The sequence below is a fragment of the Leifsonia sp. CL147 genome, from assembly GCF_900114565.1.
Classification (GTDB): Bacteria; Actinomycetota; Actinomycetes; order Actinomycetales; family Microbacteriaceae; genus Leifsonia.
Map to the genome: position 1 here is coordinate 1 of NZ_FOTM01000018.1, position 24623 is coordinate 24623.

At 69.8% G+C, this 24623-nt stretch carries 24 protein-coding genes and 1 pseudogene; 7 read left to right on the forward strand and 18 right to left on the reverse strand.

Annotated elements, in window-relative coordinates; all coding sequences use genetic code 11:
• The 6 genes and pseudogenes from BM287_RS14120 to BM287_RS14145 all read right to left on the reverse strand — a co-directional run.
• Positions 1 to 279: pseudogene (locus tag BM287_RS14120) on the reverse strand (IS3 family transposase); the annotation flags it as partial.
• A gap of 18 nt (positions 280 to 297) precedes the next feature.
• On the reverse strand, positions 298 to 2409 hold the full coding sequence (locus tag BM287_RS14125) for an RHS repeat domain-containing protein (protein ID WP_090040777.1): 2112 nt from the start codon (positions 2407 to 2409) through the stop codon (positions 298 to 300).
• A 265-nt stretch (positions 2410 to 2674) separates the two neighbouring features.
• Positions 2675 to 3727, reverse strand: coding sequence for an alpha/beta hydrolase (locus BM287_RS14130; protein WP_090040775.1), 1053 nt, complete (start codon positions 3725 to 3727; stop codon positions 2675 to 2677).
• A gap of 48 nt (positions 3728 to 3775) precedes the next feature.
• Positions 3776 to 6094 (reverse strand): phosphoribosylformylglycinamidine synthase subunit PurL, encoded by a 2319-nt coding sequence (gene purL / locus BM287_RS14135; RefSeq protein WP_090040773.1) that lies wholly within the window; start codon positions 6092 to 6094, stop codon positions 3776 to 3778.
• Between the two features lie 118 nt (positions 6095 to 6212).
• Entirely contained in the window at positions 6213 to 7031 is an 819-nt protein-coding gene (locus BM287_RS18225) for a hypothetical protein (RefSeq protein ID WP_090040771.1), read from the reverse strand.
• Entirely contained in the window at positions 7028 to 7597 is a 570-nt protein-coding gene (locus BM287_RS14145) for an RNA polymerase sigma factor (RefSeq protein WP_244528312.1), read from the reverse strand. The genes BM287_RS18225 and BM287_RS14145 overlap by 4 nt, the downstream gene beginning before the upstream one ends.
• Before the next feature lie 107 nt (positions 7598 to 7704).
• Here BM287_RS14145 and BM287_RS14150 point away from each other — a divergent pair, with 107 nt between their 5' ends.
• Positions 7705 to 8076 carry a TfoX/Sxy family protein gene (locus BM287_RS14150; protein ID WP_090040769.1) on the forward strand — a complete coding sequence of 124 codons (372 nt, stop codon included), beginning with the start codon at positions 7705 to 7707 and terminating at the stop codon, positions 8074 to 8076.
• Here BM287_RS14150 and purQ read toward each other — a convergent pair whose 3' ends face one another.
• From purQ to kynA, 6 genes are read right to left on the reverse strand one after another with little or no spacing between them, the layout of a single operon-like run.
• Positions 8077 to 8775 (reverse strand): phosphoribosylformylglycinamidine synthase subunit PurQ, encoded by a 699-nt coding sequence (gene purQ / locus BM287_RS14155; protein WP_090040766.1) that lies wholly within the window; start codon positions 8773 to 8775, stop codon positions 8077 to 8079.
• The gene (gene purS / locus BM287_RS14160; protein ID WP_170857564.1) at positions 8775 to 9035 is read right to left on the reverse strand and encodes a phosphoribosylformylglycinamidine synthase subunit PurS; all 261 of its coding nucleotides are present in this window, start codon (positions 9033 to 9035) and stop codon (positions 8775 to 8777) included. The genes purQ and purS overlap by 1 nt, the downstream gene beginning before the upstream one ends.
• A 49-nt stretch (positions 9036 to 9084) precedes the next feature.
• On the reverse strand, positions 9085 to 10032 hold the full coding sequence (locus tag BM287_RS14165) for a PaaX family transcriptional regulator (RefSeq protein WP_090040763.1): 948 nt from the start codon (positions 10030 to 10032) through the stop codon (positions 9085 to 9087).
• On the reverse strand, positions 10025 to 11299 hold the full coding sequence (locus BM287_RS14170; protein WP_090040761.1) for a kynureninase: 1275 nt from the start codon (positions 11297 to 11299) through the stop codon (positions 10025 to 10027). Before BM287_RS14170 ends, BM287_RS14165 begins: the two co-directional genes overlap by 8 nt.
• Positions 11296 to 12540 (reverse strand): amidohydrolase family protein, encoded by a 1245-nt coding sequence (locus BM287_RS14175; RefSeq protein ID WP_244528314.1) that lies wholly within the window; start codon positions 12538 to 12540, stop codon positions 11296 to 11298. The genes BM287_RS14170 and BM287_RS14175 overlap by 4 nt, the downstream gene beginning before the upstream one ends.
• Entirely contained in the window at positions 12537 to 13397 is an 861-nt protein-coding gene (kynA, locus tag BM287_RS14180; protein WP_090040759.1) for a tryptophan 2,3-dioxygenase, read from the reverse strand. Before kynA ends, BM287_RS14175 begins: the two co-directional genes overlap by 4 nt.
• Positions 13398 to 13623: 226 nt before the next feature.
• On the opposite strand from kynA, the gene BM287_RS14185 reads away from it, so the two are divergent.
• A complete protein-coding gene (locus BM287_RS14185) occupies positions 13624 to 14772 on the forward strand; it encodes an alcohol dehydrogenase catalytic domain-containing protein (protein WP_244528316.1) in 1149 nt (382 codons plus the stop codon).
• 9 nt (positions 14773 to 14781) lie between these two features.
• Positions 14782 to 15387, forward strand: coding sequence for a uracil-DNA glycosylase (locus BM287_RS14190; protein ID WP_244528318.1), 606 nt, complete (start codon positions 14782 to 14784; stop codon positions 15385 to 15387).
• A gap of 65 nt (positions 15388 to 15452) precedes the next feature.
• Here the strand turns inward: BM287_RS14190 and BM287_RS14195 are convergent, their stop codons facing one another.
• Positions 15453 to 15974, reverse strand: a complete 522-nt coding sequence (locus tag BM287_RS14195; RefSeq protein ID WP_090040753.1) for a gamma carbonic anhydrase family protein — start codon at positions 15972 to 15974, stop codon at positions 15453 to 15455.
• Between the two features lie 217 nt (positions 15975 to 16191).
• Here BM287_RS14195 and ald point away from each other — a divergent pair, with 217 nt between their 5' ends.
• The 4 genes from ald to BM287_RS14215 all read left to right on the forward strand — a co-directional run bounded on the left by ald (position 16192) and on the right by BM287_RS14215 (position 21323).
• Complete coding sequence (ald, locus tag BM287_RS14200) at positions 16192 to 17277, forward strand: alanine dehydrogenase (RefSeq protein WP_090040751.1); 1086 nt, start codon at positions 16192 to 16194, stop codon at positions 17275 to 17277.
• 52 nt (positions 17278 to 17329) lie between these two features.
• Positions 17330 to 18862, forward strand: a complete 1533-nt coding sequence (locus BM287_RS14205; RefSeq protein ID WP_090040749.1) for an amino acid permease — start codon at positions 17330 to 17332, stop codon at positions 18860 to 18862.
• A gap of 113 nt (positions 18863 to 18975) precedes the next feature.
• Positions 18976 to 19581: a PadR family transcriptional regulator gene (locus BM287_RS14210; protein ID WP_090040748.1), complete on the forward strand. Its 606-nt coding sequence runs from the start codon at positions 18976 to 18978 to the stop codon at positions 19579 to 19581.
• Entirely contained in the window at positions 19566 to 21323 is a 1758-nt protein-coding gene (locus tag BM287_RS14215; RefSeq protein ID WP_090040746.1) for a DHA2 family efflux MFS transporter permease subunit, read from the forward strand. Before BM287_RS14210 ends, BM287_RS14215 begins: the two co-directional genes overlap by 16 nt.
• A gap of 96 nt (positions 21324 to 21419) precedes the next feature.
• Here the strand turns inward: BM287_RS14215 and BM287_RS14220 are convergent, their stop codons facing one another.
• From BM287_RS14220 to BM287_RS14240, 5 genes are all read right to left on the reverse strand, one after another.
• The gene (locus BM287_RS14220) at positions 21420 to 21788 is read right to left on the reverse strand and encodes a VOC family protein (protein WP_090040744.1); all 369 of its coding nucleotides are present in this window, start codon (positions 21786 to 21788) and stop codon (positions 21420 to 21422) included.
• Between the two features lie 83 nt (positions 21789 to 21871).
• Positions 21872 to 22720 (reverse strand): VOC family protein, encoded by an 849-nt coding sequence (locus BM287_RS14225; RefSeq protein ID WP_090040787.1) that lies wholly within the window; start codon positions 22718 to 22720, stop codon positions 21872 to 21874.
• Between the two features lie 110 nt (positions 22721 to 22830).
• Complete coding sequence (locus tag BM287_RS14230) at positions 22831 to 23733, reverse strand: phosphoribosylaminoimidazolesuccinocarboxamide synthase (RefSeq protein ID WP_090040742.1); 903 nt, start codon at positions 23731 to 23733, stop codon at positions 22831 to 22833.
• 31 nt (positions 23734 to 23764) lie between these two features.
• Complete coding sequence (locus tag BM287_RS14235; protein ID WP_090040740.1) at positions 23765 to 24118, reverse strand: SHOCT domain-containing protein; 354 nt, start codon at positions 24116 to 24118, stop codon at positions 23765 to 23767.
• An 11-nt stretch (positions 24119 to 24129) separates the two neighbouring features.
• Positions 24130 to 24576, reverse strand: a complete 447-nt coding sequence (locus tag BM287_RS14240) for a DUF6325 family protein (protein WP_090040738.1) — start codon at positions 24574 to 24576, stop codon at positions 24130 to 24132.
• Between the last annotated feature and the right edge of the window lie 47 nt (positions 24577 to 24623).

Below are 24623 nucleotides of genomic sequence, written 5' to 3' on the forward strand. Positions count from 1 at the left end.
GAAACTCGTCGCCGCCTTCAAGATCGCGACGTCCTCACGGAGCCGCTTGTTCTCCGCCTTGAGCCGCTTGATCTCGGCGTGCTCGACGCTCGTGACACCGTCGCGGGTGCCATCGTCGATATCGGCTTGCAGCACCCACCGGCGCACGGACTCGTGGCCGACACCGACCTGGCGGGCCACGGCCGCTGACGCGGCCGTGAGCGACGGATACTCCGGCCGGTGCTCCCGCACCAGCCGCACCGCACGCTCACGCAACGCGGGATCGATCTTCTTCGGCATGACATACATCCTTCCAACTCAAAAGGATGCGGCATCAAACCTGGGGCGCTTCACGTTGGTGATCCGGCCGGAGGGGTCGTAGCTGTAGTGGGTGTGGCCTTGCCAGTAGGTCTTGGTCGAGTCCGATTGCAGGTAGGTGTCGGTGCGGCGGCCCTGGTCATCGGTCGTGTAGTAGAGGTACTGGAAGGACCCGTTGTGCGGGTACTTCGTGCTGGTGAGCGCGTTGGAGGTGTCGTAGCTGTTGGTGGTGGTGCCGAATCCGTCGGTGGTGGTGATCAGGTTCGAGGCCTTGTCGTAGCTGTAGGTTTCGGTGCCGCCGCCGGCGGTGTTCACGGTGGAGATCAGCCGCTCGAGCTGGTCATACGTGTTCGTGATGGTGCCATTGGCATCCACCGACGTCAGAAGCTTCCCGGCATCGTCGTAGGTGTTCACCACCGAGTGGGTGCCATCGGAGAACGTGGTCGAGGTGACCCGGTCGTCCTTGTCGTACCCGTAGGTGGTGGTGTTCCCGCGCCCATCGGTCGCGGTCTTCACCCGGGCGAAGTCGTCGTACCCGATCGTGCGGCCGGCCAGGCTGGTGCCGGTGACCGGGGTGATCCCGGTCAGCTGGTGGCTGGTGTACCCGTACGAGGTCGTGTTGGTGCCGTTCCCTGGCGCAAGCGCGGTCGCTACGGTTCCGTCGCTGTTGTAGGTCAGTGTCGCGGTTGCGGTGGGGCTGCCCTGGGCGGTGGTGAGCGGGTTCCCTGGGCCGTTATAGGTGTAGTTCGTGGTTCGGCCGGCATCATCCGTGGTCGTGGAGGGCAGGAACTGCGTCGCCGGGCTGCTGTTGCCGTAAGCGGCCTGATCCGCGGCACCGCCGGGGGACTGGGTCTTGGTCATCGACTGGCCGCTGTTGGCGCCCCATGTGTTGGTGGTGGTGCCGGCGGTGGTGCCGGTGCCGGAGGTGAAGGAGGCTGTGTCAAAGTTCGCCGTGTACGTCTTGGCCCGCTGCCGGCTCTGCTCATCGACGGTCTGTGTCACCCGCTGGCTGGAGTCGATCGTGTAGGTGATGTGCGGGACCGACGAGACCCCGCTCGAGGTGGACGTGTCCGGCTGTGCCACCAACGTCTGAGTGGCAGAGGTGTACGCGAACCGGGTGGTCGAGGTTCCCGGGGATCCCGAGGTGGTGTTCAATTGATCCACCTCGATCAGCTTCCCCGAGCTGCTGTCGTAGCTGAAGTTCGTCACCGCGCCCGTCGGGGATGTGATCGAGGTCAGCTTCCCTGACGTGTATCCGAACGTGGTGGTCTTCCCCGTCGCGTCGACGAAGGTTGTCAGGTTGGAGCTGGAGTCCTTGATGTACTGGATCGTGCGGGTCGAGGACCCGTTGGACTGCGTGATCCCGAACGTCAATGTCGACGAGTTGTAGGACAGGGTGGCGAGTGGTGCGGTCCCCGCGCCGGCCGGGGATTGCACGGCCAGCGGTGGCGTCGTGTACGGCCCGGTCGTGTTGCTGCACGGCGACAGTGAGTAGCACATGGTGGTCGCGTTCGCGTTCCGGTCAGCGACCGAGAGAGCGTTGCCGTTCAGATCGAAGGTGACCACCCGGCGGGTGTCGCGCTGGGTCAACGTGTACGTGCTGGTGCCCTTCACCAGGTCGGCCTTCAACCCGGCCGGTGTGGTGAAAGCGGTCGTTGACCCGGTGACCGGGGTGAACAGCCACGCGGCGCCGTCACCGGCGGTGTAGACCACCCCGCCGCTCACCGAACTCAACGAGCCGGCACCGCCGAACCCGTACGACCAATTGTTCGCATAGATCGTGCTCGTAGACCCCGTGGTGCCCGCGAGCGAGTTGAATGTCGCCCCGATCGACACAGAGCCGGAGATCCCCGGCAGGTCCAGGCCCTTGGTGGCCACCATCAGGTTCCCGGTACCCACATCCACCGACGCCGACACCCGATCCGTCACCGCAAAGTTCCACCGGGTCGCGTTCGGGCGGGCGCCGGTCTGCCCGGTTGTTGCGGGACCCGGTGGGAGGGCGGCTTCCGCCGGTGAAACGGTGAGCAATGCCAGCACCACCGCTGCGGTCGCAGCGATCGTCGCCGTCTTGAATACGAGAGAGAAACGGCGGACCGCCGACGGGTTCTCCATGCGAATGACCTCGAAAATACGCGCGCAACAACACACAGAAGGAGAGCGGATTGTCGCAGGTCACACGCCGGCCAGAGGCAATCGGGCACAAACACCGGAACCCCGAAAAAGGCTGCACGGTGGACTAAAGGCAACCGGTTGAGGAACCCCCACTTGAGAACATCTCAACCACCCCGCGAGTATGGACCCGCCCGTCTACCCACCGGAACAGCTCCGCACAAAATCACCCCCAGACTGGGGAAAGTGCCCCCACGGCCGCCTCGCGCTAGCGGGACGTGTGCTCCCGCAGGAAGGCGAGCGTCGCCTGCAGCGCCTGGTGCGCCTCGGTGAAGTGCAGGTGGAACTGGTACTCGTGCGGCAGCGCCGGCTGGTGGTCGGCCGGCCAGAACAGCTCGGTCACCTCCACTCCCTTGGCTCGCAGTGTCGCCGCCATCGGCACGGACTGCGTCCAGGTGAGTCCGTCGCCGTTTCCTCCCGAGATGTAGGTGGGCGGGAAGGCGGGGGTGACGTGCTGGATGGTCGACATGGTCGAGCCGACGTAGGTCTGCGACCAGTCCTTGGTGCCGCTGTACGCCCAGAGCGCGGTTTTGAAGCCCCAGGAGAAGAGCCCGGTGAGGTCGGAGAGGGCGTTCAGGTCGTAGACGCCGCAGTTGAGGACGACGGCGGACAGCTGATCCGGCTGCAGCGCGGGCGTCATCCCGAGCAGGTGCGCGTACTCGGGGCTCGTCGTCATCACGGCCAGCTGGCTGGCCAGCTGCGAGCCGGCGGAGTCGCCGGCCAGGACGATGCGCGAGCGGTCGATGCCCAGGGTGTCGGCGTGCGCGTCGAGGAACGCGAGCGCCTCGTTGAGCTGGCGGACCGCGGTCGGGTAGGTCGCCTCCGGTCCGACCGTGTAGTTGAGGGCGACGGTGGTGAAGCCCTGGGCGGCGAGGATGCGGAGGTACGGGTCCACATCCTGGCTGGCTCCGGAGATCCAGGCTCCGCCGTGGATCCAGACGACGGTGGGGAGCGGTCCAGGGGCTGTCGTCGGACGGAACACGTCGAAGGTGGTGTCCGGCGAGCCGGCCGCATACCGCAGCCCGGTCTGCGCGCTGACCCCGCTCGTGGGGACGTACGGCTGCATCTCGGCAACGGTCTCGGCGGCGCCCTTCGCGAAGACGCTGCGGATCACCAGGGCGGACGGCCAGGGCGTGGATGCGGCGAAGCTGGCGAGGATGAGCAGGACGAGCAGCACGACGGCGGTGACGGACACCGCGCGACGAGCCCGCCAGGACAGCAGCGGACGCACCGGCAGTGCGTCGGTGCGGGCACGGGTCATGCCCACACCGTATCGTTCCTGAGCGCTCCCGGCGGGAAGGCGAGCGGGTCAGGCGACGGTGGGTCCGAAGTGCTCGGGGAGGGTGGAGCGGTGGACGCCGCGGAGCTCCTCGACGCCGATGGTGAAGAGGTCCTGCACCTCGAGGACGGGCTGGGACCCGACCTCGGCGTCCGTCACGCCGATGCGGAGGGCCGGGATGCCGCGGCCGGCGCACAGACCACGGAACTTCACGTCGTCCTCCCGCGGGACGGAGACGATGACCCGCGCGGTCGACTCCGAGAACAGGGCGGTCGCCGCATCCACGCCGTCGCGCTCTTCGATCTCGGTCAGCCAGACCCGCGCTCCGACGCCGAAGCGCATGACGCTCTCGGCGAGGGCCTGGGCCAGCCCACCGTCGGCGAGGTCGTGCGCGGACGAGATCAGCCCTTCGACCGCACCCGCGTGCAGGGTCTCGGCCAGGGACCGCTCCCCGGCCAGGTCGACCGCCGGAGGGCGCCCGCCGAGGTGACCGTGGATGGTGCCCGCCCACGCCGAGCCGTCGAGCTCCTCGCGGGTGGTGCCGAGCAGGTAGATGTTCTCGCCCTCGTCCTGCCAGCCGCTCGGGATGCGCCGGGCGACGTCGTCGATCACGCCGAGCACACCGACCACCGGGGTCGGGAAGATCGGGGTGTCGCCGGTCTGGTTGTAGAAGGACACGTTGCCGCCGGTGACCGGGATCTCCAGCTCCAGGCAGGCGTCGGAGAGACCCTCGACGGCCTGCGAGAACTGCCACATGACCTCGGGGTTCTCCGGGCTGCCGAAGTTCAGGCAGTCGGTGACGGCGACGGGTACGGCGCCGGAGGCGGCGACGTTGCGATACGCCTCGGCGAGCGCCAGCTTCGCGCCCTGCCTGGGGTCGAGCTGGCAGTAGCGGCCGTTGGCGTCGGTCGCGATGGCGAAGCCGAGGCCCGACTCCTCGTCGACGCGGATCATTCCGGCGTCGTCGGGGAAGGAGAGCGCGGTGTTGCCGCCGACGAAGTAGTCGTACTGGTCGGTGATCCAGCCCTTGTCCGCGAGGTTGGCGCTGCCGAGCAGCGCGAGCGTCTGCTCCCGCAGCTCGTCGCCGGAGGCGGGCCGGGGCAGGACGGAGGCGGTGTCGTCCTGGAGGGCGTCGATCCACGTCGGGTAGGCCACGGGTCGCTCGTAGACGGGACCGTCGACCGCGACCGTGCGGGGGTCGACGTTGACGATCTCCTCGCCCTTCCAGTTGATGACGAGGCGGCCGGTCCCGGTGACCTCGCCGAGGACGCTGGACTCCACATCCCACTTGGCGGTCACGGCGAGGAACGCGTCGAGCAGCTCAGGCTTGACGACCGCCATCATGCGCTCCTGGCTCTCCGACATGAGGATCTCCTCGGCCGTGAGCGAAGGGTCGCGCAGCAGGACCTTGTCGAGCTCGACGAACATCCCGCCGTCGCCGTTGGAGGCCAGCTCGCTGGTGGCGCACGAGATGCCGGCGGCGCCCAGATCCTGGATGCCCTCGACCAGCTTGTCGCGGAACAGCTCCAGGCAGCACTCGATGAGCACCTTCTCGGCGAACGGGTCGCCCACCTGGACGGCCGGGCGCTTGGTCGGGCCGCCCGCGGAGAACGTGTCGGAGGCGAGGATGCTGGCCCCGCCGATCCCGTCGCCGCCGGTGCGTGCGCCGAACAGCACGACCTTGTTGCCCGCGCCCGAGGCGTTCGCGAGGTGCAGGTCCTCGTGGCGGAGTACGCCGACCGACAGCGCGTTGACGAGCGGGTTGCCCTGGTATACCGGGTCGAAGTACGTCTCGCCGCCGATGTTCGGCAGGCCCAGGCAGTTGCCGTAGAACGAGATGCCCGAGACAACGCCGTGCACGACGCGGGCCGTGTCGGGATGGTCGATGGCGCCGAAGCGCAGCTGGTCCATCACGGCGACGGGACGGGCGCCCATCGAGATGATGTCGCGGACGATGCCGCCGACACCGGTCGCGGCGCCCTGGAACGGCTCGATGTAGGAGGGGTGGTTGTGCGACTCCACCTTGAAGGTGACCGCCCAGCCCTCGCCGACATCCACCACGCCGGCGTTCTCGCCCATGCCGACCATGAGGTTCTTGGTCATCGCGGGGGTGACCTTCTGGCCGAACTGGCGCAGGTAGACCTTCGACGACTTGTAGGAGCAGTGCTCCGACCACATCACCGAGTACATGGCCAGTTCGCCGCTGGTGGGGCGGCGGCCAAGGATCTCGCGGATGCGCGCGTATTCGTCGTCCTTGAGCCCGAGCGCGCCGTACGGCTGCTCCCGCTCCGGCGTCTCGATGGCGTTCGCGACAGTGTCGACGACATGCGCGGTGGTGGTGTCGGTCACGCGGGCACTCCAGGCTTTGCGGGGCTGGCGGGGGAGGAGTCCAGTCTACCGGGCTGCGCGGTGGGTCAGGCCGGGTCGCTCCCGCGGGGGAACGGTCGTGGCCCCGTAGGACGGCCCATCAGTCGCACAGGTCGACGACGCCGTCGTCGGTCGATGACTGCATGCGGATCACCGTGCGGGCGCCGGATGGTGTCGCAGCGACCTGGAAGACGAGGTACCGGCCCGACTCCGGCCCGACCGCGTACGTCGTGTAGCCCATGGTTTCGTCGTACTTCGAGTGGGTCTTCTGGATGTCCGGGTACGCGGAGAGGAGGTCGCTCTCGGGCGAGCCGAGACGGATACCGGCCGCGGTGGACGGGGAGGCCGCAACGACCTGCTCGGACGGATCACGGAGCGAGAAGGCCGCGTAGGTCAACGTCGGATCCGGTACGGCCGACCCGCGTTTTTCCGCCTCGAGCAGGCTGATGCCGACCACCGTGTCCGCGCCCGTCACGTTCCAGAACCCGGGCGGGCAATCGACGGTGTCGTCGACCGGAACCAAGCCGGCCGCCGCTGCGACCGCAGAAACTGACTGACCGACGTGGACGCCGGCCACCTGATCGAACCCGAGAACCCAGGTGCTGGGGTCCGTGGGATCCTCACTGGGCACCGCGACGGTCGGCTCCGGCGTCGGAGTGGGTGTCGGCGTTGGTGTCTCACTGGCGGTCGGCGTGGCCGTCTCGGTCGGGACGGCGACCGGCTTCGGGTCGAGCAGGCCGGTGCCGAGAGCGTACGCGACCGTGCCGCCGGAGATGCTGACGGCGAGGAGCACGAGCGTGACGATGAGCGCGGTGCGCTTCCGTCCGCCGGCGCGGCCGGGCGTCGCCGCTGCGTTCGTCACGACCAGGTCGCGGATGGCGGCCTTGCGGCGCGGGTCGAAGGTGGGCTGGTCGCTCATCGCTCTCCTCCGTTCGTCTGGGTCGGCTCCTGTTGCAGGAGTTCGGTGAGGCGCGCCTTCGCGCGGGAGAGCCGCGACTTGACGGTGCCGGGTGCGACGCCGAGCGCCGCGGCGGCGTCGGCCATGCTCAGCTCTTCGAGCACACAGAGGGTCAGGATGTCCTGGTCGCGTCGCGGGAGCGAGGCGAGCGCCGTGCGCAGCGCGGCCCGGCGGGAGTCGCGGTCGATCCGGTCGTCCACGACGTCCGCGTGGTCGGGCGCATTCTCGGGCGGGGGGAGCTGCTGCAGCCCGTCCCGGTAGCGGCGGGAGGCTCGCGCGTAGTTCCGGAACACGAAGTTCGTCGTGACCAGCAGCCACGCCACGACGGAGTCGTTCACCACGCGCATCGCGTCGCGGCGGCGCCACGCCTCCAGGAAGACGACGGCGGTCACATCCTCGGCGTCGTGCAGCGACGACGTCAGCCGGATCGCCTGGCGGAACACACGGTCGTGATGCAGGTCGAACAGCTCGCCGAACGCATCGGCGTCACCGCCGCGCACGCGTTCGAGCACGCTCGCCTCATCCATCTGGATTCCCCTCACATCTATGAAGTGTCCAGGAACTCTCTCGCGGTTCCCAATCGGTCGCGCAGAGCGCCGATGCGGGGCTAGCCTGAGCGCCAGGAGGCCACGCCATGCACATCCCCCGACCCTCGCAGGAGACCCAGGAGCTGTTCCGGACGCTCGTGCCCGATGCGCCCGGTGTCCAGGTCAAGCCGATGTTCGCGAACCTCGGCGCGTTCGTGAACGGCAATATGTTCGCGGGGCTCTTCGGGGACAGCATCGGGGTCCGCCTCCCCGACGAAGCCGTGCGCGCCGAACTGCTCGCGGTGGAGGGCGCCGGACCCTACGGACCGGCCGAGCGTCCCATGGGTGGTTACGTCTCGCTGCCGGAAGAATGGAAGGACGACCCCGACCGCCTCCGGGAGTGGATCGGCGTCGCGCTCGAGCAGGTCGGCCGGATGCCTCCGAAGGAGAAGAAGCCGCGCACGGCGGCCCCGAAGTAGTTACGCCTCGACGAGGGCCGAGCGGATCACCGAGCTGAAGAACGTCAGGCCGTCGGTGCCCGAGCGCATGGCGTGACGCGTGTCGGGGCCGAAGCCGGGCTCGACGGCGTGCTCGGGATGCGGCATGAGGCCGACCACGTTGCCGCGCTCGTTCCGTACGCCCGCGATGTCGTTGAGCGAGCCGTTCGGGTTCACGTCCGTGTAGCGGAATGCGACCAGTCCCTCGCCCTCGAGCCGTTCCAGCTCTGCGGGCGACGCGATGAAGCCGCCCTCGCCGTTCTTCAGCGGGATGACGATCTCCTGGCCCTGCTCGAAGCCGCTGGTCCACGGGGTCTGCGTGTTCTCGACCGTGAGGTGCTGGTCGCGGCGGACGAAGTTGCCGTGGTCGTTGCGGATCAGACCGCCGGCGAGGAGGTGCGCCTCGGCGAGCATCTGGAAGCCGTTGCAGATGCCGAGCACGGGCATCCCCTTCTGCGCCGCATCCACGACCTCGGTCATGATCGGGGAGAGCGAGGCGATGGCGCCGCAGCGGAGGTAGTCGCCGTAGCTGAAGCCGCCGGGCAGCACGAGAGCGTCCACACCGTGCAGGTCGTGCTCGCCGTGCCACAGCGCGACCGGCTCCGCTCCCGCGATGCGGACGGCGCGCAGCGCGTCGCGATCGTCGAGCGAGCCCGGGAAGGTGATGACGCCGATGCGCATCAAGCGTCGACCTCCGCCGGATAGTGGATGCCGACCACGTCTTCGATGACGGAGTTGGAGAGGATCTCGCCCGCGATCTCCTCGACCGTCGCGCGCACCGCGTCGTCGATGGGGCCGTCGACGGTCAGCTCGAAGCGCTTGCCCACGCGGACCCCGGTCACCCGGCCTCGGCCGGTGCGTGCGAGCGCTCCGGCGACGGCCTTCCCCTGAGGGTCGAGCAGCTCAGCCTTGGGCATCACTTCAACAATGATCGTCGGCACGGGGATACTCCGCTCACTCGGGCGTCAGGGTGGGGGTTCGGGGTCGATTCTACCGTGTGGTGGCGGGGACGCGGTCCGAGGTGGCGACGGAGGCCGCGTGGGCGACGGCGCGCGCCTCGAGGTCCCTGCGCAGCCGCTGGAAGAGGGCGGCGGAGGCGGCGCCCGGCCAGTCCGGGGCGAGTGCGGCGGAGGGGAGGCCGGGGTCCCGGTAGGGGATGACGCGCCACTCGTCGAGAGCGCGCATCCACACGGCGAACGCCTGCGCGTCGTCGTCGGGTCCGGGTGCGTCGGGCCGGGGCGCGTCGGCGAAGTGGGAGAGGAAGGACTCGTGGGCGGCTCGGATGGCCGGCAGGTCGTACCAGCGGGCGAGGCCGGTGGCCAGGTCGCCGCGCGGGGAGGCGTCGGCGAAGAGGGCGACAGCCGCCTCGCTCGCGCGGAAGGTGCCTCCCCGACCGCGCTCTGCGGCCGAGTCGCTCGTGTCTGCGATCGCCGACACAGCCTCGGCCAGCTCGTCCTCGAGAGCCGAGGGCGCGATCCACAGGCCGTCCGCCACGGTCCCGCAGCCCAGCGCGGCCAGCCGCCGGCGCAGACGGTCGCGGTCGCTGCGGCTGCGCTCCGGGAACGACAGCGACACGAGCACCCAGCGGGACGCCTCCACGCGGTCGCCGAAGATCCGCCGGTCTCCGCGCTCCAGCATGGGAACGGCGGCCGGATCGAGTGCGTAGCCCGCGGTCCCCTCGCGCGGCTCGCGGCGCAGGACTCCGCGCGAGCACAGGCGGGCAAGGCTCGACCGGGCCGTCGCCGACGGGACGCCCAGCCCATCCATCAGGCGGACCGCGCCGGCCGCGCTCATCCAGCCGCCGATCGGGCGGAGGACGCTGCCCACCACGGTGCGCAGGAGCGCGGTCGCGCTGCCGCTGCCCGCCTCGAGGTCGTCGCGGGCGGCCGACTCCGGGTGCGTCCGCGCGACCGTCCGGGCTGCCGCGGTATCAGTCATGCGCGAGCTCGCCGAGCACGTCGCGGACGGCGCCCATCCCGGTGCAGAGCTCCTCGAAGCTGGTGCTGAGCGGTGAGAGGCCGATCCGCAGGCCGTCGGGATCGCGGTAGTCCGGGATGACGTCGCGCTGCCACAGTACGGAGGTGACGTCCCGCATGGCCGGGTGGCCGAGGGTGATGTGGCCGCCGCGGCGGTCCGGCTCGCGCGGACTGGCGAGCGTCACGCCGAGGGGAGTGAGCCACGCGTCGGCGAGGGCGACGGCGAACTCGGTCAGCGCCACCGACTTGGCGCGGACCGCCTCGATCCCGGCCTCCTCGATCATCGCGATCGTGTCGCGCATCGCCAGCATCCCGACGATCGGCGGAGTGCCGCTGAGGAACCGGCGGAGGTCGTCGGCCGGCACGTACTCGGGTCCCATCAGGAAGACGTCCCGGGCGCCCATCCACCCCTGGATGGGCTGGCTCAGGTGCTTGACGAGCCGCGCGTTCACGTAGCCGAAGGCCGGCGAGCCGGGTCCGCCGTTCAGGTACTTGTAGGTGCAGCCGACGGCCAGGTCGACATCCGCGGCATCCAGGTCGACCGGCACGGAGCCGGCGGAGTGGCACAGGTCCCAGAGCACGAGCGCACCCGCGTCGTGGACGATCCGGGTGATCGCGGGCAGGTCCGCCAGGAAGCCGGACCGGTACGCGACGTGGCTCAGCACGACGAGTGCCGTCTGCGGACCGACGGCCGCGGCGACCTGCTCGGGCGTCACGCCGGCCTCGGTGTCCGCCTCGATCCAGACCAGCCGCAGCCCGCGCTCGCGGGCGATGCCGTCGAGGACGTAGCGGTCGGTCGGGAAGTTGCCGGTGTCGAGCACGATCTCGCTGCGCTCGGGGAGCCCGTCCACTGCAGCGCGTGCGAGCTTGTAGAGGAGGACGGTCGTGGAATCGCCGATGAACGTCTGCCCGGGAGCGGCGCCGAGTGCGCCGCGGCCCAGCTCGTCGCCGATCGTGAACGGCAGGTCCATCCACTCCTCGTCCCAGCCGCGGATCAGGCGGCCACCCCATCCCTCGAGGAGGAAACGGTGGATGCGGTCCACGCTCGCGCGCGTCGGCCGGCCGAGCGAGTTCCCGTCGAAGTAGGCGGTGACGGCCGAGCCGTCGTCGTCGATGCCGGCGAAACGCGTGCGGAAGCGGGCGAGCGGGTCGGACGCGTCGAGGGCGCGCGCGGCGGTGAGCGGGTCGGGCGCGAGAGCGGCGGGAGGGGCGGTGTCGAAGTCGGTCATGCGGTGTCCTCGGAGGGGGAGAGGCGGGTTGGCGGGTGCGGGGTGGTTCCGGGGTCGGGGTCGGGGCTGGGGCCAGGGTCGGGGTCGGGGTCGGGGTCGGGGTGCGGGCTGCGGTCGCGGGCGTCGGCGCCGTCGTCGTTGTCGGCGGCGTCGCCGTCGCCGTCGGCCAGGGCGGTCAGCTGCCGGACGGTGAGGCCGCGAGCGGTCGCGAGCCAGTCCGGGATGGCGTCCGGGCCTGCGGGCGGCGGCGCGCTGACCCACGCCAGCCGCGGACCGACGGTGGGTGCGTGCTCGTCGTCGGCCCGGCGGAGGCCGGCGATCGAGCGCAGGACGGCGTCCGGGTGGATGCCCGCGTCGAGCATCCCGCGCAGCTCCCGGGCGTTGACGCCGACGGGGAGCGGGCCGTTGCCGAGGTCCGTGCCGTAGAGGACGCGGCCGCCTGCCCGGGCGAAGCGCCCGAGGTTGCCGGAGGCGATTCGGTGCTGCTCCGTCGGCGCGCCCCAGCCGTGGATGTCGAGGGTGCTGACCCAGCTCATCCCGCGACGGACGCTCTCGGCGATGAGGTCGTCGTCGAGCCGCTCGGTGAACGGCGCGTGGGCGAGCTGATCCGCTCCGGCGCGCACGGCACGGGCCGTCTGGCCGTCGCCCTGGACGTGAACGGTCACCGGGACGCCACGCGCGTGCGATTCGCTCACAATGCTGTGGAGAACCCGGTCATCCACCGTTTCGCCGGCCTCGGTGTTGAGGGTGACCTTGATGCGAGAGGCTCCCAGCATGATGTTCTCCCGTACGGCCAGGCGCGCCTCGCGCTCGCCGCCCACTTCCGCCGAGGAGCCCGGCGGCCCCCACCCGGCAGCGACCGGGTAGCCGCCCCGGCACGTGATGAGCGAGCCTGCAATGGCGACCGAGGGTCGCGTCCGCTCGTCGGCCAGCCAGCCGGCGGCGACAGCGGGCACCCAGCCGAGGTCGATCGCGTGCGTGATGCCGCCGGTGAAGAGTGCGTGCTGGTCGGTGAGCCCGAGGTGCGTGTGGTGGTCGGTGAGGCGGGGGAAGAGGGTGCCGCCGATTCGGTGGTGGGCCCCGCCGGAGTGGCCGGCGCGTCCGCTGTGTCCGGTCGCCGGGGGCGGGCCATCGATGGGATGGAGGAGCTCGCCGTCGCTGTAGAAGGTGGTGGGGCCGAGGAAGCGGTGCCCGTTCCAGACCGCGTCGACGGTGAAGGAGGTGTCGGCCGGATCGCTCACGCGGGCGATCCGATCTCCGTCCGGACGGCGTAGAGCTCGGGGAAGAAGGTGAGATCGAGCGCCTTCTGCAGGAAGGCGGCTCCGGTGGATCCGCCTGTGCCCGACTTCATCCCGATGGTGCGCTGCACGGTCTTCAGGTGACGGAAACGCCAGAGCTGGAAGTTGTCCTCCAGGTCGACGAACTCCTCGCAGGCCTCGTACTCGCGCCAGTGCTCGTTCGCGTTCTCGTAGATCTCGCGGAAGACGGGGACCAGTTCCGGCGTGAACACGTGCGCCTGCGTGACGTCGCGTTCCAGCAGAGACGTGGGCACGGCGAAGCCCGCGCGGGCCAGGTAGCGCAGGAACTCGTCGTAGACGCTCGGCGCCTCCAGCAGCTCCGCGAGCAGCGCATGCGCAGCCGGGTCGCTCTCGAACACGCTGAGCATGCGGCGGTTCTTGTTGCCGAGCACGAACTCCACGGCCCGGTACTGGTACGACTGGAACCCGGAGGAGTTGCCGAGGAAGCCGCGGAACTCGGCGTACTCCGTCGGCGTGAGCGTCGCCAGGACGGACCACTGCTCCGTCAGGGTGCGCTGGATGTGCTTGACCCGGGCGATCCGCTTGAGGGCCGGGGAGAGGTCGTCGGAACGCAGCAGGTCCCGCGCGGACTCGAGCTCGTGCAGCACGAGCTTGAGCCAGAGCTCGGTGGTCTGGTGCTGGATGATGAACAGCAGCTCGTCGTGATGCTCGGGGCGGCTCACCGGTCGTTGAGCGCTCAGCAGCGTGTCCAGATCCAGGTACGAGCCGTACGACATCCGCTCCCGGAAGTCGGTGACGATGTCGGGATCGAACTCGCGGGTGTTGTCGCCAGTGGCCATGCTGCAATTGTGCGCCGGTCGTGGGGAAAGTGCAACAGGTCATCGACTCGCGCGCGGCACCCGCAGTCCGCCCTCCGTTCACCCGCGCGTTACCGACAGTTGCGCGCGCCGTCGCACCCGGCTCCTAGCCTGACGGAACGCCGCTGTCGAAGCGCACGCAGGGGAGGCTCCGCATGGGCAAGCAGGACGATCTCGCCGTGGCCGGCGCCCGGTGACGATCAGAGCGGTGACTCCGCGCGTCGTCGAGCCGCCCGCGAGACTGGGGATGGGCGTGAGCGTCTACCCGTCGGCCACAGCGATGGTGTGGCCGGGCGAAGGGCACGCCCACGAAGCCGTCGCCGTTCCGGGGGTGCGGCTGGCACCGGGGGACGTTCTGGTGGAGGTGGAGCTGGCGACCGTGTGCGGCTCCGACATCCACACGGTGCTCGGCCATCGGCAGGCGCCCGCGCCGCTGGTTCTCGGCCACGAGCAGGTCGGGCGCGTGATCGCGCTCGGCCGCGGCGGCGCCAGGACGACGGACGGGCAGCGGGTGTCGCTCGGGGAGCGGGTGGTGTGGTCGGTCGCGGTGCCCTGCGGCCGCTGCGCCCGCTGCCGTCGCGGGCTCCCGCAGAGGTGCCTCAGCCTCCAGAAGTACGGCCACGAGCGGATGCGGCGCGGCTGGGAGCTGTCGGGCGGCTTCGCGACCCACACGCACATCCTCGACGGGACACCGCTGGTCCGCGTCCCCGAGGACATCCCGGCGGAGGTGCTCGCGCCGGCGTCGTGCGGCACCGCGACGGTGGCGGCGGCCCTCGAAGCGGCGGGTGAGATCGTCCCGCTCGACGGCGCCCTCGTGCTGATCGCCGGAGCCGGGATGCTCGGCCTCACCGCCGCTGCGATGGCCGTCGAGGCGGGCGCCCGGGTCGTGGTCAGCGACCCCCTTCCCGAGCGGCGGGATGCCGTGCTCGCGTTCGGCGCATCGGGTGTCGCCGACCCCTCTGCCGCCGCCGGCTCGCCGACCGGTCTCGCCGCCGTCCTCGCCAAGGTGGGCGGCCGCGTGCCTGCGCCGACCGTCGCACTGGAGCTCTCCGGCAACCCAGCAGCGGTCCGGTCGCTGCTCGGCGCCATCGACGTCGGCGGCGTGCTCGTGCTCGTCGGCTCGGTCTCGCCGGGACCGGAACCCGGCATCGTGCCCGAGCAGCTGGTGCGGCGGCTGCTCACGATCCGCGGCGTCCACAACTACGCGCCCCGGCACCTGGAGCAGGCGGTCGCGTTCCTGGTCCAGAACTGGCGGAGCTACCCCTTCGCGGAGCAGGTGGGCGAGACTTTCCCTCTGGAGGCGGTGGATCGGGCGCTCGCCGTCACGACCCATCCGCGTGTCGGCGTGCGGCCGTAGCCTGGGGTGGTGTTCGACCGCTTCTTCGAGATGATCCGTGATGTCCCGGTCCCGGACGACGCCGAGCTGCTCTACGGGGACGACGAGCTGGGACGACTCCGGGAGCGCAACTTCCGCCGCTATCTGGCGGTGCCCCACTCGCCGGTCCTGCTCCTGGGGGAGGCGCCGGGCTGGCGCGGCATGACGGTCACCGGTGTCCCGTTCACGTCTGTGCGAGAGGCGGAGGCCGGCGTGCTTCCCGGCCTCGAACTGCCGGCGACGCCGCAGGCACCGTGGGAGGCCTCGAGCCGGGTGTTCTGGGAGACGATGAGCGCCTGGCAGGGGCCGCTGCCGCTGTCGTGGCCGGTGTATCCGCACCATCCCTTCGTGGCCGGCATGCCGCAGAGCAACCGCACGCCGCGGTCCTCCGAGGTGCGCGCGGGCGGCCCTGTCGCGCTCGAGCTCATCCGGGCACTCGGGGTGGAGACCGTCGTCGCCGTCGGGCGGAAGGCGCAGGGGGCGCTCGCCGAGGCGGGCATCGAGGCGCCGGCGGTGCGGCATCCCGCGCAGGGCGGAGCCCGGATGTTCGCCGACCAGGTGCTCTCGCTCAACCGGGCCATGCTCGACGCCGGCTGACGCCTGCTGCCGGGAGGCGGGAGTCGGGCCCGCGGGCGGCGACAGCCGACCGCTGCTGCCCCGGTTCAGTCCAGCGCGATCGCGTCCCGGTGCTGGGCCATCTTGTCCAGATATCCCGCGGCATTCTCGGCGATGCTCTGCAGCTCCTCGTCCGTCAGTTCGCGGCGGACCCTCGCCGGGACGCCGGCGACCAGCGAGCGGGGAGGGATGACGGCGCCCTGGGTGACGACCGCTCCGGCTGCGACCAGCGACCCCGCACCGACGCGCGCGCCGTTCATGACCGTGGCGCTCATCCCGATCAGGACGTCGTCGTCGATCGTGCAGCCGTGCAGGACGGCGTTGTGGCCGACCGAGACGCGCGCGCCGACCGTGAGAGGGAACGCCGCATCCACGTGCGCCGAGACGTTGTCCTGGAGGTTGGAGTCGCGGCCGATGACGATGGGTGCGTTGTCCGCGCGGACCACGGCTCCGTACCAGACGCTCGCGCCCGGCTCGAGAGTGACCTCACCCACGACCGTGGCGCCCGGCGCGATCCAGGCCGCGTCGGAGATCTGCGGCGTCCGGCCGCCGGAGAGTGCGAAGAGCATCGGGGCTCCTTCCTGTGCTCCCACGCTACCGGTCGAAAGAATCCCGTCCACGCGTCACGTCGAGGAGATTCGCGCGTCTACGTAAATGACGGGTACCGCCCTCCTTGCGCGAGTGAGGAGTACGCAAGTCCCCGTTCGAGGACGAACGACGGATGAAGCCGCGTCATCGTGACCTCGGTCATCCAGCATCACCCGGTGAAACGACGAAGGAGTCGACATGCACATAGGCGTGCCCAAAGAAATCAAGAACAACGAGAACCGAGTAGCGATCACCGCACCGGGTGTTCACGAGTTGTCGATGCGAGGACACCACGTCTGTGTCGAGCGCGGTGCTGGGGTCGGGTCTGGGATCAGCGACGAACTATTCGCTCTGGCTGGCGCCACGCTCGTTGCCGATGCCGCCGAGGTGTGGGCCACAGCGGATGTCCTCCTCAAAGTCAAGGAACCGATCGCATCCGAGTACGACTATCTGCGTCCCGACCTCACGGTCTTCACTTACCTGCATCTGGCAGCCAACCGCGCCCTGACCGGGGCGTTGCTCGAATCCGGCGCTACGGCCATCGCCTATGAAACCGTGCAGACAGCTGATGGAGCCCTGCCGCTTCTGGCGCCGATGAGCGAGATCGCAGGCCGCCTCGCCGGCTATGTCGGCGCCTCGCAGCTGATGGCTCCAGCCGGAGGAAGCGGAATCCTGATGGGTGGTGTCGCGGGCGCCGGCAAAGCGGAGGTGGTCGTCATCGGCGGAGGGGTCGCGGGCGAACACGCCGCCGTCAACTGCCTCGGCCTCGGTGCCCGCGTGACGGTGGTCGACATCAACGTGCCGCTCCTGCGGCGTCTGGAGGCGGCTCATCCTGGGCTCGAGACGGCCCTGAGCACCTCCTACACGATCGCCGAGCTCGTACAGCGGGCCGACCTTGTGGTCGGCGCGGCACTTATTCCAGGAGCGGCAGCGCCGAAGCTGGTCATCGACGAGATGGTCGCCGACATGCGTCCCGGCAGCGTCCTTGTCGATGTCGCGGTCGACCAGGGCGGATGCTTCGAGGGAAGCCGGCCCACGACGCATGACGCTCCGACGTTCACGGTGCATGAATCCACGTTCTACTGCGTCGCGAACATGCCGGGCTCTGTGGCGCGGACGTCGACAGTGGCGCTCACCAACGCGACGATGCCGTACGTACTCGGGATCGCCGACCGCGGCGTCGAGGCGGCGCTCGCCCACGACCCGGCCCTGAGGCGAGGGCTCAATGTCCGCGATGGCCAGGTGCTGAACGACGGTGTGAAGCAAGCCTTCGCGCTCCTCTGACCGCTGCTGGTCGCACAAGCTCACGCATCCCAAGAATTCACAGGAGTTTTCGATGGAACAGAACGACGGATCCCGCACCGACTTCGCGGACGAGCAGGCAGGGTACAAACGTGCTCTGAGGCCCCGGCAGGTGCAGATGATCGCCATCGGCGGCGCCATCGGCACCGGACTGTTCATGGGCGCCGGTGGTCGCCTCGCGAGCGCGGGCCCATCGCTGTTCATCGTCTACGTGGTCTGCGGAGCGTTCGCCTTCTTGATCCTCCGGGCGCTGGGCGAACTCGTCCTGCACCGGCCCGCGTCCGGCTCGCTGGTCTCCTACGCGCGCGAGTTCCTCGGCGAGAAAGCCGCCTTCGTCTCGGGGTGGCTGTACTTCCTCAACTGGGCGATGACTGCGATCGCGGACGTGACGGCGATCGCCCTCTACGTCCAGTTCTGGAAAGCATTCACGTCGGTTCCCCAATGGGTGCTCGCACTGCTCGCGCTTGTCGTCGTCCTGGCCCTCAACATGGTCTCGGTGAAGCTCTTCGGAGAGATGGAGTTCTGGTTCGCGCTGATCAAGGTGGCGGCGCTGGTGGGTTTTCTGGTCGTCGGCACCGTGTTCCTTGCGGCGGCCTGGCCCACCACCGTCGACGGGAGCGAGGTGGCTACGGGGCTCACCCTGTGGCAGGACAACGGCGGCATTTTCCCGGCCGGCCTCGTGGCGAGCGTGCTCGTGGTCCAGGGCGTCGTGTTCGCGTACTCGGGGATCGAACTCATCGGAACGGCAGCGGGCGAGGCGACGAACCCGAGCGCTGTCATCCCTCGCGCGGTCAACACTGTGATCGCCCGTGTCGCGATCTTCTACGTCGGTTCGGTCGTTCTACTTTCTCTCCTTCTTCCCTACTCCGCGTACACGAAAGGGCAAAGCCCATTCGTCACCTTCTTCTCATCGATCGGGAGTCCTCAGGCCGGGGAGATCGCCGGTTCGGTCATGAATTTCGTCGTGCTCACTGCCGCACTGTCGAGCCTGAACGCCGGGTTGTATTCGACCGGTCGGATTCTGCGGTCGCTGTCGATGAGCGGGGCCGCGCCCCGCTTCACCGGGCGGATGAACCGGCACGGGGTGCCGTACGGCGGGATCCTGCTCACCGCATCCTTCACTCTCATCGGCGTCCTCCTCAACCTCCTCGTGCCGTCGGAGGCGTTCGATATCGTGCTCAATATGGCGGCGATCGGGATCGTGGCCGGCTGGGGGACGATCATCCTCTGTCAGCGACGCCTCGTCCAGTGGGCGCGTGAAGGCAAGCTGACGCGTCCCGCGTTCCGAATGCCGTACTCGCAGCTGACCTCCGTCCTGACCCTGTGCTACCTCGCCGGGGTCCTGCTCCTGATCGCCTTCGACTACCCGACAGGTACATGGACTGTCGCCGTCTTCGTTGTCATCGGAATCCCTGCGCTCATCGGCGGGTGGTTCCTGTGCCGCGGACGCGTGCTCGAGATCGCACGCACGCGAACCAACCACACCGGCGCCGCCCGCGCGATCGAATCCGGTGCCACTCCGGGCACGACAGCTCGCGACGAAGAGGACCGCGCCTTGGAGAGGTGACGTGCCCGCTCTCGGTTGAACTCAACGCTCTCGCCTTCGTCCCCATCTGGCTTGACGGCGAAATAGCCCGTGTCGTATATTCCTTCTGGAATAACCACGAGAGATCGAGAGAGATGTCCGAACCCCGAACGCTCACCCCACTCGCCGTCGCTGCGCTCGCGCTGCTCGCCGAGCGTCCTTCGCATCCCTACGAGATGTACCAGACGCTCATGCAGCGCTCCGAGGACCGGCTGGTCAAGGTGCGTCCGGGGTCGCTCTACCACACGGTGGATCGACTGGAGGCGCACGGCTTCGTCCGCGCCACCGGCACCGAGCGGGAGGGCAATCGGCCGGAGCGGACCACTTACGAGATCACCGACAGCGGGACCAGCGCTCTCGGCGAGCGCATCACCGACATCATCGGCACGCCCATCAACGAGTACCCCGAGTTCCCCCTCGGGCTCGGTGAGGCGCACAACCTGCCGGTCCAGACCGTGATCGCGCTGCTCCGCAAACGCGTCTCGCTCATCCGGGCCGACACCTCGATCCTGGATGACGCGGTCGCCCACATGACCGAGCGCGGACTCCCCGCGAAATTCTGGCTGGATGTGCGCTACCAGCGAGCTCTCGCCGCGGCCGACGTGGAAATCCTGGAAACCCTGATCGCAGACCTCGAGGCAGGCGTAGTGTCCTGGTCCGAGGACACGCACGGAGAGAAGACCTCATGGAACGCCAACTGAAGCCGTGGCCCGCCCTCTGGGCGCTCGTCATCGGGTTCTTCATGATCCTGATCGACACGACCATCGTGTCCGTCGCCAACCCGTCGATCATGAAGGGACTGAACCTCGGCACCGACTACAACGCCGTCATCTGGGTCACGAGTGCCTACCTGCTCGCCTACGCCGTCCCGCTGCTCATCACCGGACGCCTGGGAGACCGGTTCGGCCCGAAGAACCTGTACCTCGTCGGCCTCGTGATCTTCACGCTCGCCTCGGCCTGGTGCGGCTTCGCGGGCCAGATCGGCTTCCTGGTCGCCGCGCGCGTCGTGCAGGGCCTCGGCGCCTCGCTGATGACGCCGCAGACGATGGCCGTCATCACCCGTATCTTCCCGCCGGACCGGCGCGGCGCGGCGATGGGCCTGTGGGGTGCCGTGGCGGGCGTCGCCACACTGATCGGCCCGCTGCTCGGCGGCGTGCTCGTCGACAGCCTGGGCTGGGAGTGGATCTTCTTCATCAACGTCCCCGTCGGCATCGTGGCATTCATCCTCGCCGTGCGCCTCGTACCCAAGCTGCCGACGCACACCCACAGCTTCGACATCCTGGGTGTGGTCCTGTCGGCGATCGGCATGTTCCTGCTGGTGTTCGGCCTGCAGGAGGGCGGCACCTACGACTGGGGCGTCATCTGGGGCCCGATCTCGGTGTGGGGCCTCATCATCGCCGGCCTCGTCGTGCTCGCCGCCTTCGTCGTCTGGCAGGCGCGGAACAAGAAGGAGCCCCTGCTGCCGCTCCCGCTGTTCCGGGATCGCAACTTCTCGCTGTCCAACGGCGCGATCACCACGGTGGGATTCGCGGTCACCTGCATGGCACTGCCGCTCGTCTTCTACTTCCAGACGGTGCGCGGCCTGACCCCCACGGAGTCAGCCCTGATGCTCGCGCCGATGGCGGTCTTCTCGGGTGTGCTGGCGCCCTTCGTCGGCAAGCTGATCGACAGGGTCAACCCGCGGAACATCGCGACGCCCGCGCTGCTGCTGTTCGCGTTCTCGCTGTTCCTGTACTCGCGGATGCTGACTCCGGACGTGAACATCTTCCTGCTGCTCATCCCGAGCGGCATCCTCGGCATCGCCATGTCGGGCGTCTGGGGGCCGATCTCCACGACGACGACCCGGAACCTGCCGATGAACCAGGCGGGCGCGGGCTCCGGGGTGTTCAACACGACGCGCCAGGTCGGCGCGGTGCTGGGCAGCGCATCCATCGCCGCCCTCATCTCGGGCCGCCTCGCCGTCGACCTCCCGAAGCTGCCGGGTGGCGCGACTCCCTCGGGCGCGAGCACAGGGACCGAGCTGCCGCAGTTCCTGCACGCCGGCTTCACGCAGGCGATGTCCGAGGCGCTCCTGCTGCCCGCCGCTGTTGCGCTCCTCGGCGCACTGGTGGTGGTGTGGTGGGAGCGGCCGAAGCCGCGCGCTTGGGCCGCCCCCGCCGGCGTCGGTGCGCCTGCGGCGGTCGGTGCGCCTGCGGCGGCTGGTGCGCCTGCGGCGGTCGGTGCGCCTGCGGCGGCCGGTGCGCCTGCGGCGGTCGACGCCCCCGCCGGCGTTTCCACCGCCGTCCCCGACGCAACGGCGACCACGCACGGCTCGCACGCCGCGCCCGTCCCCGTGGATGCCGTTCCGCACCGCTCGCACGCAGTGGACGCAGCGCCGTCGACGGAGGTCCGCCCCGGAGACGAGCCGCGGCACGGCGCGCACGCCGCTCCCATCGCCGACTGACGCCCCGTCGGCTCCCACCCATCACCGAGTCCGCAGAGATTGCACGCGACACGCCGCGCGCGCCGTCAGTCTCTGCGGACTCGACGGTGGGGGCCCTCAGGGTGTGGGGCGGGTGAAGAGGTTGACGAGGTTGCCGTCGGGATCGCGGAAGAGCGTCGAGCGGTTGCCCCACGGCATCGTCGTCGGCGGAAGCACCACGTCCTCCGGCTGGAGACGCGAGAACTCCGCATCCACGTCATCCACCTGGAACTCGACGATGACCGAGTCGTTCGACGCGGGACGCGGAGCAGCCTCGCCCAGCATGGCCACGGTCTCCACGGCACCGATCGCCAAGGTCCCTCCGCCCACCTCGAACTGTGCGAACACCGGCGCGGGTCGCACAGCGGGGACGCCGGTCAGCTCCTCGTAGAAGCGAGCGAGACGATCGACGTCTGCGGTGACGATGCGGATGGATGCGAACTGCATGGTGCCTCCTGGAGCGGCGGTGGACGGATGTCCGATCACCCTGCCAGCGACCTCTGACACTGCAGCGGTCCGCACCGGCGAGGTCAGGCGACGACGCGCACCGCGTTCGCCCAGGGGTCCTCGAAGGCCAACGTGCGCCCGTCGTCCTGCGTCTGCACGCCGAAATGCCGCATCCTCTCGCCCAATGCGCCGAGGTCGTCGGCCGAGGGCACCCGGATCTCGACCTGACCGAGGCCGAGCGCAAGCCGCCGACGGCCGGCGCCTCGGCTGTTCCACGTGTTCATCGCCATGTGGTGGTGGTATCCGCCGGCACTCACGAACAGCGCAGAACCGCCGAGCGCGGCCGTCGCTGCGAAGCCGAGGCGATCCACATAGAACGCGCGCGCCGTCTCCACGTCGCCCACCGACAGGTGCACATGGCCGACGGCTGCATCGCCGAATACCGGGAGCTCGTCGGTCCCGGGCTCGGCGAGGGCGGCACCGCGCTCGGTCAGGTGCTCGGAGAGGAAGGCGTTGGGGTCGAGGAACAGTGTCGCCATCTCGACCTGCCCGTGGGTCCAGCTCCAGAGGCTGCGGTCGCGATCCCAGTACAGCTCCACGCCGTTGCCCTCGGGATCGGTGAAGTAGAAGGCCGTGCTGACGAGGTGGTCCGCACTTCCGGTGAACGTGCCGGGCGCACGGCGAGCGACGGAGTACACGGCGGCGGCCAGCGCCTCCTGCGTGTCGAAGAGGATCGCCGTGTGGAACAGCCCCGCCTCGCCCGGACCCGCGTGCTTCAGCTCCGGCGCGTACTCCAGCACGACCGCCGGCGTTGTGCCGCGCCCGAGGATGACCCGGCCGCCCTCGGCCGCGAGCACCCGCAAGGTGACGGCGTCGCGGTAGTACGCCGTCATCCGGTCGAGATCGGCGACGCGCAGAGTGACCGCGCCCATGGTGGAGTCTGCGGGGAGGAGTTCGGGCACACCAGCATCAACCGCCGCGGCGTCGCCGTTATTTCACCGGTGAGGTCTGGATCGGCCGCCGGCCGGCCTTACTCGCGGACTCACTCCCCGGTGAGGCGCTCCAGCAGCTCGCGGTACCGGGCAGCCGTCCGAGCAACGATGTCCGCCGGCAGCTCGGGCGGCGTGCCCGCCCTGTCCCAGTTCGCGGCCAGCCAGTCGCGCACGATCTGCTTGTCGAAGCTGGCCATCCGCTCCTCGGGGGTCTCGCCCGCCGCGTACGCGGCGGCGTCCCAGTACCGGCTCGAGTCGCTGGTCAGCACCTCGTCGGCGAGCGTGATCTCGCCCGTGACCCGGTCGGCGCCGAACTCGAACTTCGTGTCGGCGATGATGACCCCGCGAGCCTCGGCGATGGAGGCGCCGCGCCGGTAGACGTGCAGCGACAGCCGCCGCAGCTCCTCCGCCACGTCGGGGCCGACCAGCTCGATGGTGCGCTCGAAGCTGATGTTCTCGTCGTGCCGGCCGAGTGGAGCCTTCCAGGCAGGGGTGTAGATCGGCTCCGGCAGCCGGTCGCCGTTGCGCAGGCCCGACGGCAGCGGGATGCCGCAGACGCTCTGCGACTCCCGGTACTCCGCCCATCCACTGCCGGTCAGGTAGCCGCGCACGACGCATTCGATGGGGAACATGTCGAGCGGCTTCACCAGCATGGACCGGCCGGAGACCTCCTCCGGGATCCGCTCCACGACACGATCGCCGACGAGGGCGTGGTCCGGGATGAGGTGGTTCGGCACATCGTCCAGCCGGTCGAACCACCACAGGCTCAGGGTCGTGAGCAGTTCGCCCTTCCCCGGGATGCCGGGCTCGAGCACGTGATCGAAGGCGCTCACGCGGTCGCTGGCGACGACGAGCACGCTGTCCGTGTCGGCAAGACCGCTCGCGCCGGCCGGGACGAAGAGGTCCCGCACCTTCCCCGAATACACGTGGACCCATCCCGGAAGTTCGCTCACCCGTCCATCGTAGGGGGAGGCGTGCCGGCGGCTACGCGAGCAGTCGTGTCTTGGCCGCCGTGAACTCGGCCTCGGTGAGCACCCCCTGGGCGTGCAGGGTGGCGAGCTGCTGGAGCTGGGAGGTGAGGTCGTTCCCCGGGGATGCTGCGGGTGGCGCAGGAGCCGCCGCCTGCTGTGCCTGTTGCTGTGCCGCCGCCTGTTGCGCGGCCGCCGCTTGCTCCGCCTGTTGCTGCGCGGCCGCCTGTTGCTGCGCGTCCGCCTGCGCATGCTCGTTCTGGCGGCGCTGCACGTTCCCGGACACCGCGGTCGCTGTGCCGGCGACGACCGCTGTGCCCGCGGCCATGCCGATCAGCCCGGGTCGTCCGCCTCGCCGGAACGGTGACATGATCGTCCTCCTCAACTCTCGTCGGTGTCGAGCTCGTAGTACGCGTCCGCCACCACCGCGTTCACGACAGGAGCCGGGATGCGCTCGCTCAGCAGCACCATGCCGCCCGCCTCGAAGAAGCGGCTCGACAACTGTCTCGCCCAGACATGTTCGAGGACGAGGATGGCCCCGGCCGAGCCGGGATCCAGGAACTCGGCGATCTGCTTCGCATCCTCCTCGGCGGCGAGACCCGAGGCCTCGACCGGAAGGTCGGCGAAGCCGAGGTCGTCGCCCAGCTCTGCCGGCTCGACGATCTCGACGCGCCCATCGTCGTGGCGCCGGACGATCACTAAGTCGAGCAGCCGGATCGTCCCCGTATCCAGCAGCTCGGCGATCGCCCGGACCACGCCCTCCGACGGTCGGTCGCCGTCGAACCGGGCGAACAGGAACTCTGCCGGACCGTACTCGAACTCGGCCATCACTGCCCCTTCCCGGCGGTCGCATCCGATCGTCACGGGCACCATAC

What these genes read in the sequence shown, in the direction of transcription:
- BM287_RS14240 (WP_090040738.1), bottom strand. Translation starts at nt 24,576, where the DNA reads ATGGCCGAGTTCGAGTACGGTCCGGCAGAGTTCCTGTTCGCCCGGTTC.
- BM287_RS14225 (WP_090040787.1), bottom strand. Translation starts at nt 22,720, where the DNA reads ATGGGCGCGGTCACTCTGCGCGTCGCCGATCTCGACCGGATGACGGCG.
- BM287_RS14205 (WP_090040749.1), top strand. Translation starts at nt 17,330, where the DNA reads ATGGAACAGAACGACGGATCCCGCACCGACTTCGCGGACGAGCAGGCA.
- BM287_RS14130 (WP_090040775.1), bottom strand. Translation starts at nt 3,727, where the DNA reads ATGACCCGTGCCCGCACCGACGCACTGCCGGTGCGTCCGCTGCTGTCC.
- BM287_RS14220 (WP_090040744.1), bottom strand. Translation starts at nt 21,788, where the DNA reads ATGCAGTTCGCATCCATCCGCATCGTCACCGCAGACGTCGATCGTCTC.
- BM287_RS14145 (WP_244528312.1), bottom strand. Translation starts at nt 7,597, where the DNA reads ATGGATGAGGCGAGCGTGCTCGAACGCGTGCGCGGCGGTGACGCCGAT.
- ald (WP_090040751.1), top strand. Translation starts at nt 16,192, where the DNA reads ATGCACATAGGCGTGCCCAAAGAAATCAAGAACAACGAGAACCGAGTA.
- BM287_RS14170 (WP_090040761.1), bottom strand. Translation starts at nt 11,299, where the DNA reads ATGACCGACTTCGACACCGCCCCTCCCGCCGCTCTCGCGCCCGACCCG.
- BM287_RS14195 (WP_090040753.1), bottom strand. Translation starts at nt 15,974, where the DNA reads ATGCTCTTCGCACTCTCCGGCGGCCGGACGCCGCAGATCTCCGACGCG.
- BM287_RS18225 (WP_090040771.1), bottom strand. Translation starts at nt 7,031, where the DNA reads ATGAGCGACCAGCCCACCTTCGACCCGCGCCGCAAGGCCGCCATCCGC.
- BM287_RS14150 (WP_090040769.1), top strand. Translation starts at nt 7,705, where the DNA reads ATGCACATCCCCCGACCCTCGCAGGAGACCCAGGAGCTGTTCCGGACG.
- kynA (WP_090040759.1), bottom strand. Translation starts at nt 13,397, where the DNA reads ATGGCCACTGGCGACAACACCCGCGAGTTCGATCCCGACATCGTCACC.
- BM287_RS14125 (WP_090040777.1), bottom strand. Translation starts at nt 2,409, where the DNA reads ATGGAGAACCCGTCGGCGGTCCGCCGTTTCTCTCTCGTATTCAAGACG.
- purQ (WP_090040766.1), bottom strand. Translation starts at nt 8,775, where the DNA reads ATGCGCATCGGCGTCATCACCTTCCCGGGCTCGCTCGACGATCGCGAC.
- BM287_RS14235 (WP_090040740.1), bottom strand. Translation starts at nt 24,118, where the DNA reads ATGTCACCGTTCCGGCGAGGCGGACGACCCGGGCTGATCGGCATGGCC.
- BM287_RS14210 (WP_090040748.1), top strand. Translation starts at nt 18,976, where the DNA reads ATGTCCGAACCCCGAACGCTCACCCCACTCGCCGTCGCTGCGCTCGCG.
- BM287_RS14215 (WP_090040746.1), top strand. Translation starts at nt 19,566, where the DNA reads ATGGAACGCCAACTGAAGCCGTGGCCCGCCCTCTGGGCGCTCGTCATC.
- BM287_RS14165 (WP_090040763.1), bottom strand. Translation starts at nt 10,032, where the DNA reads ATGACTGATACCGCGGCAGCCCGGACGGTCGCGCGGACGCACCCGGAG.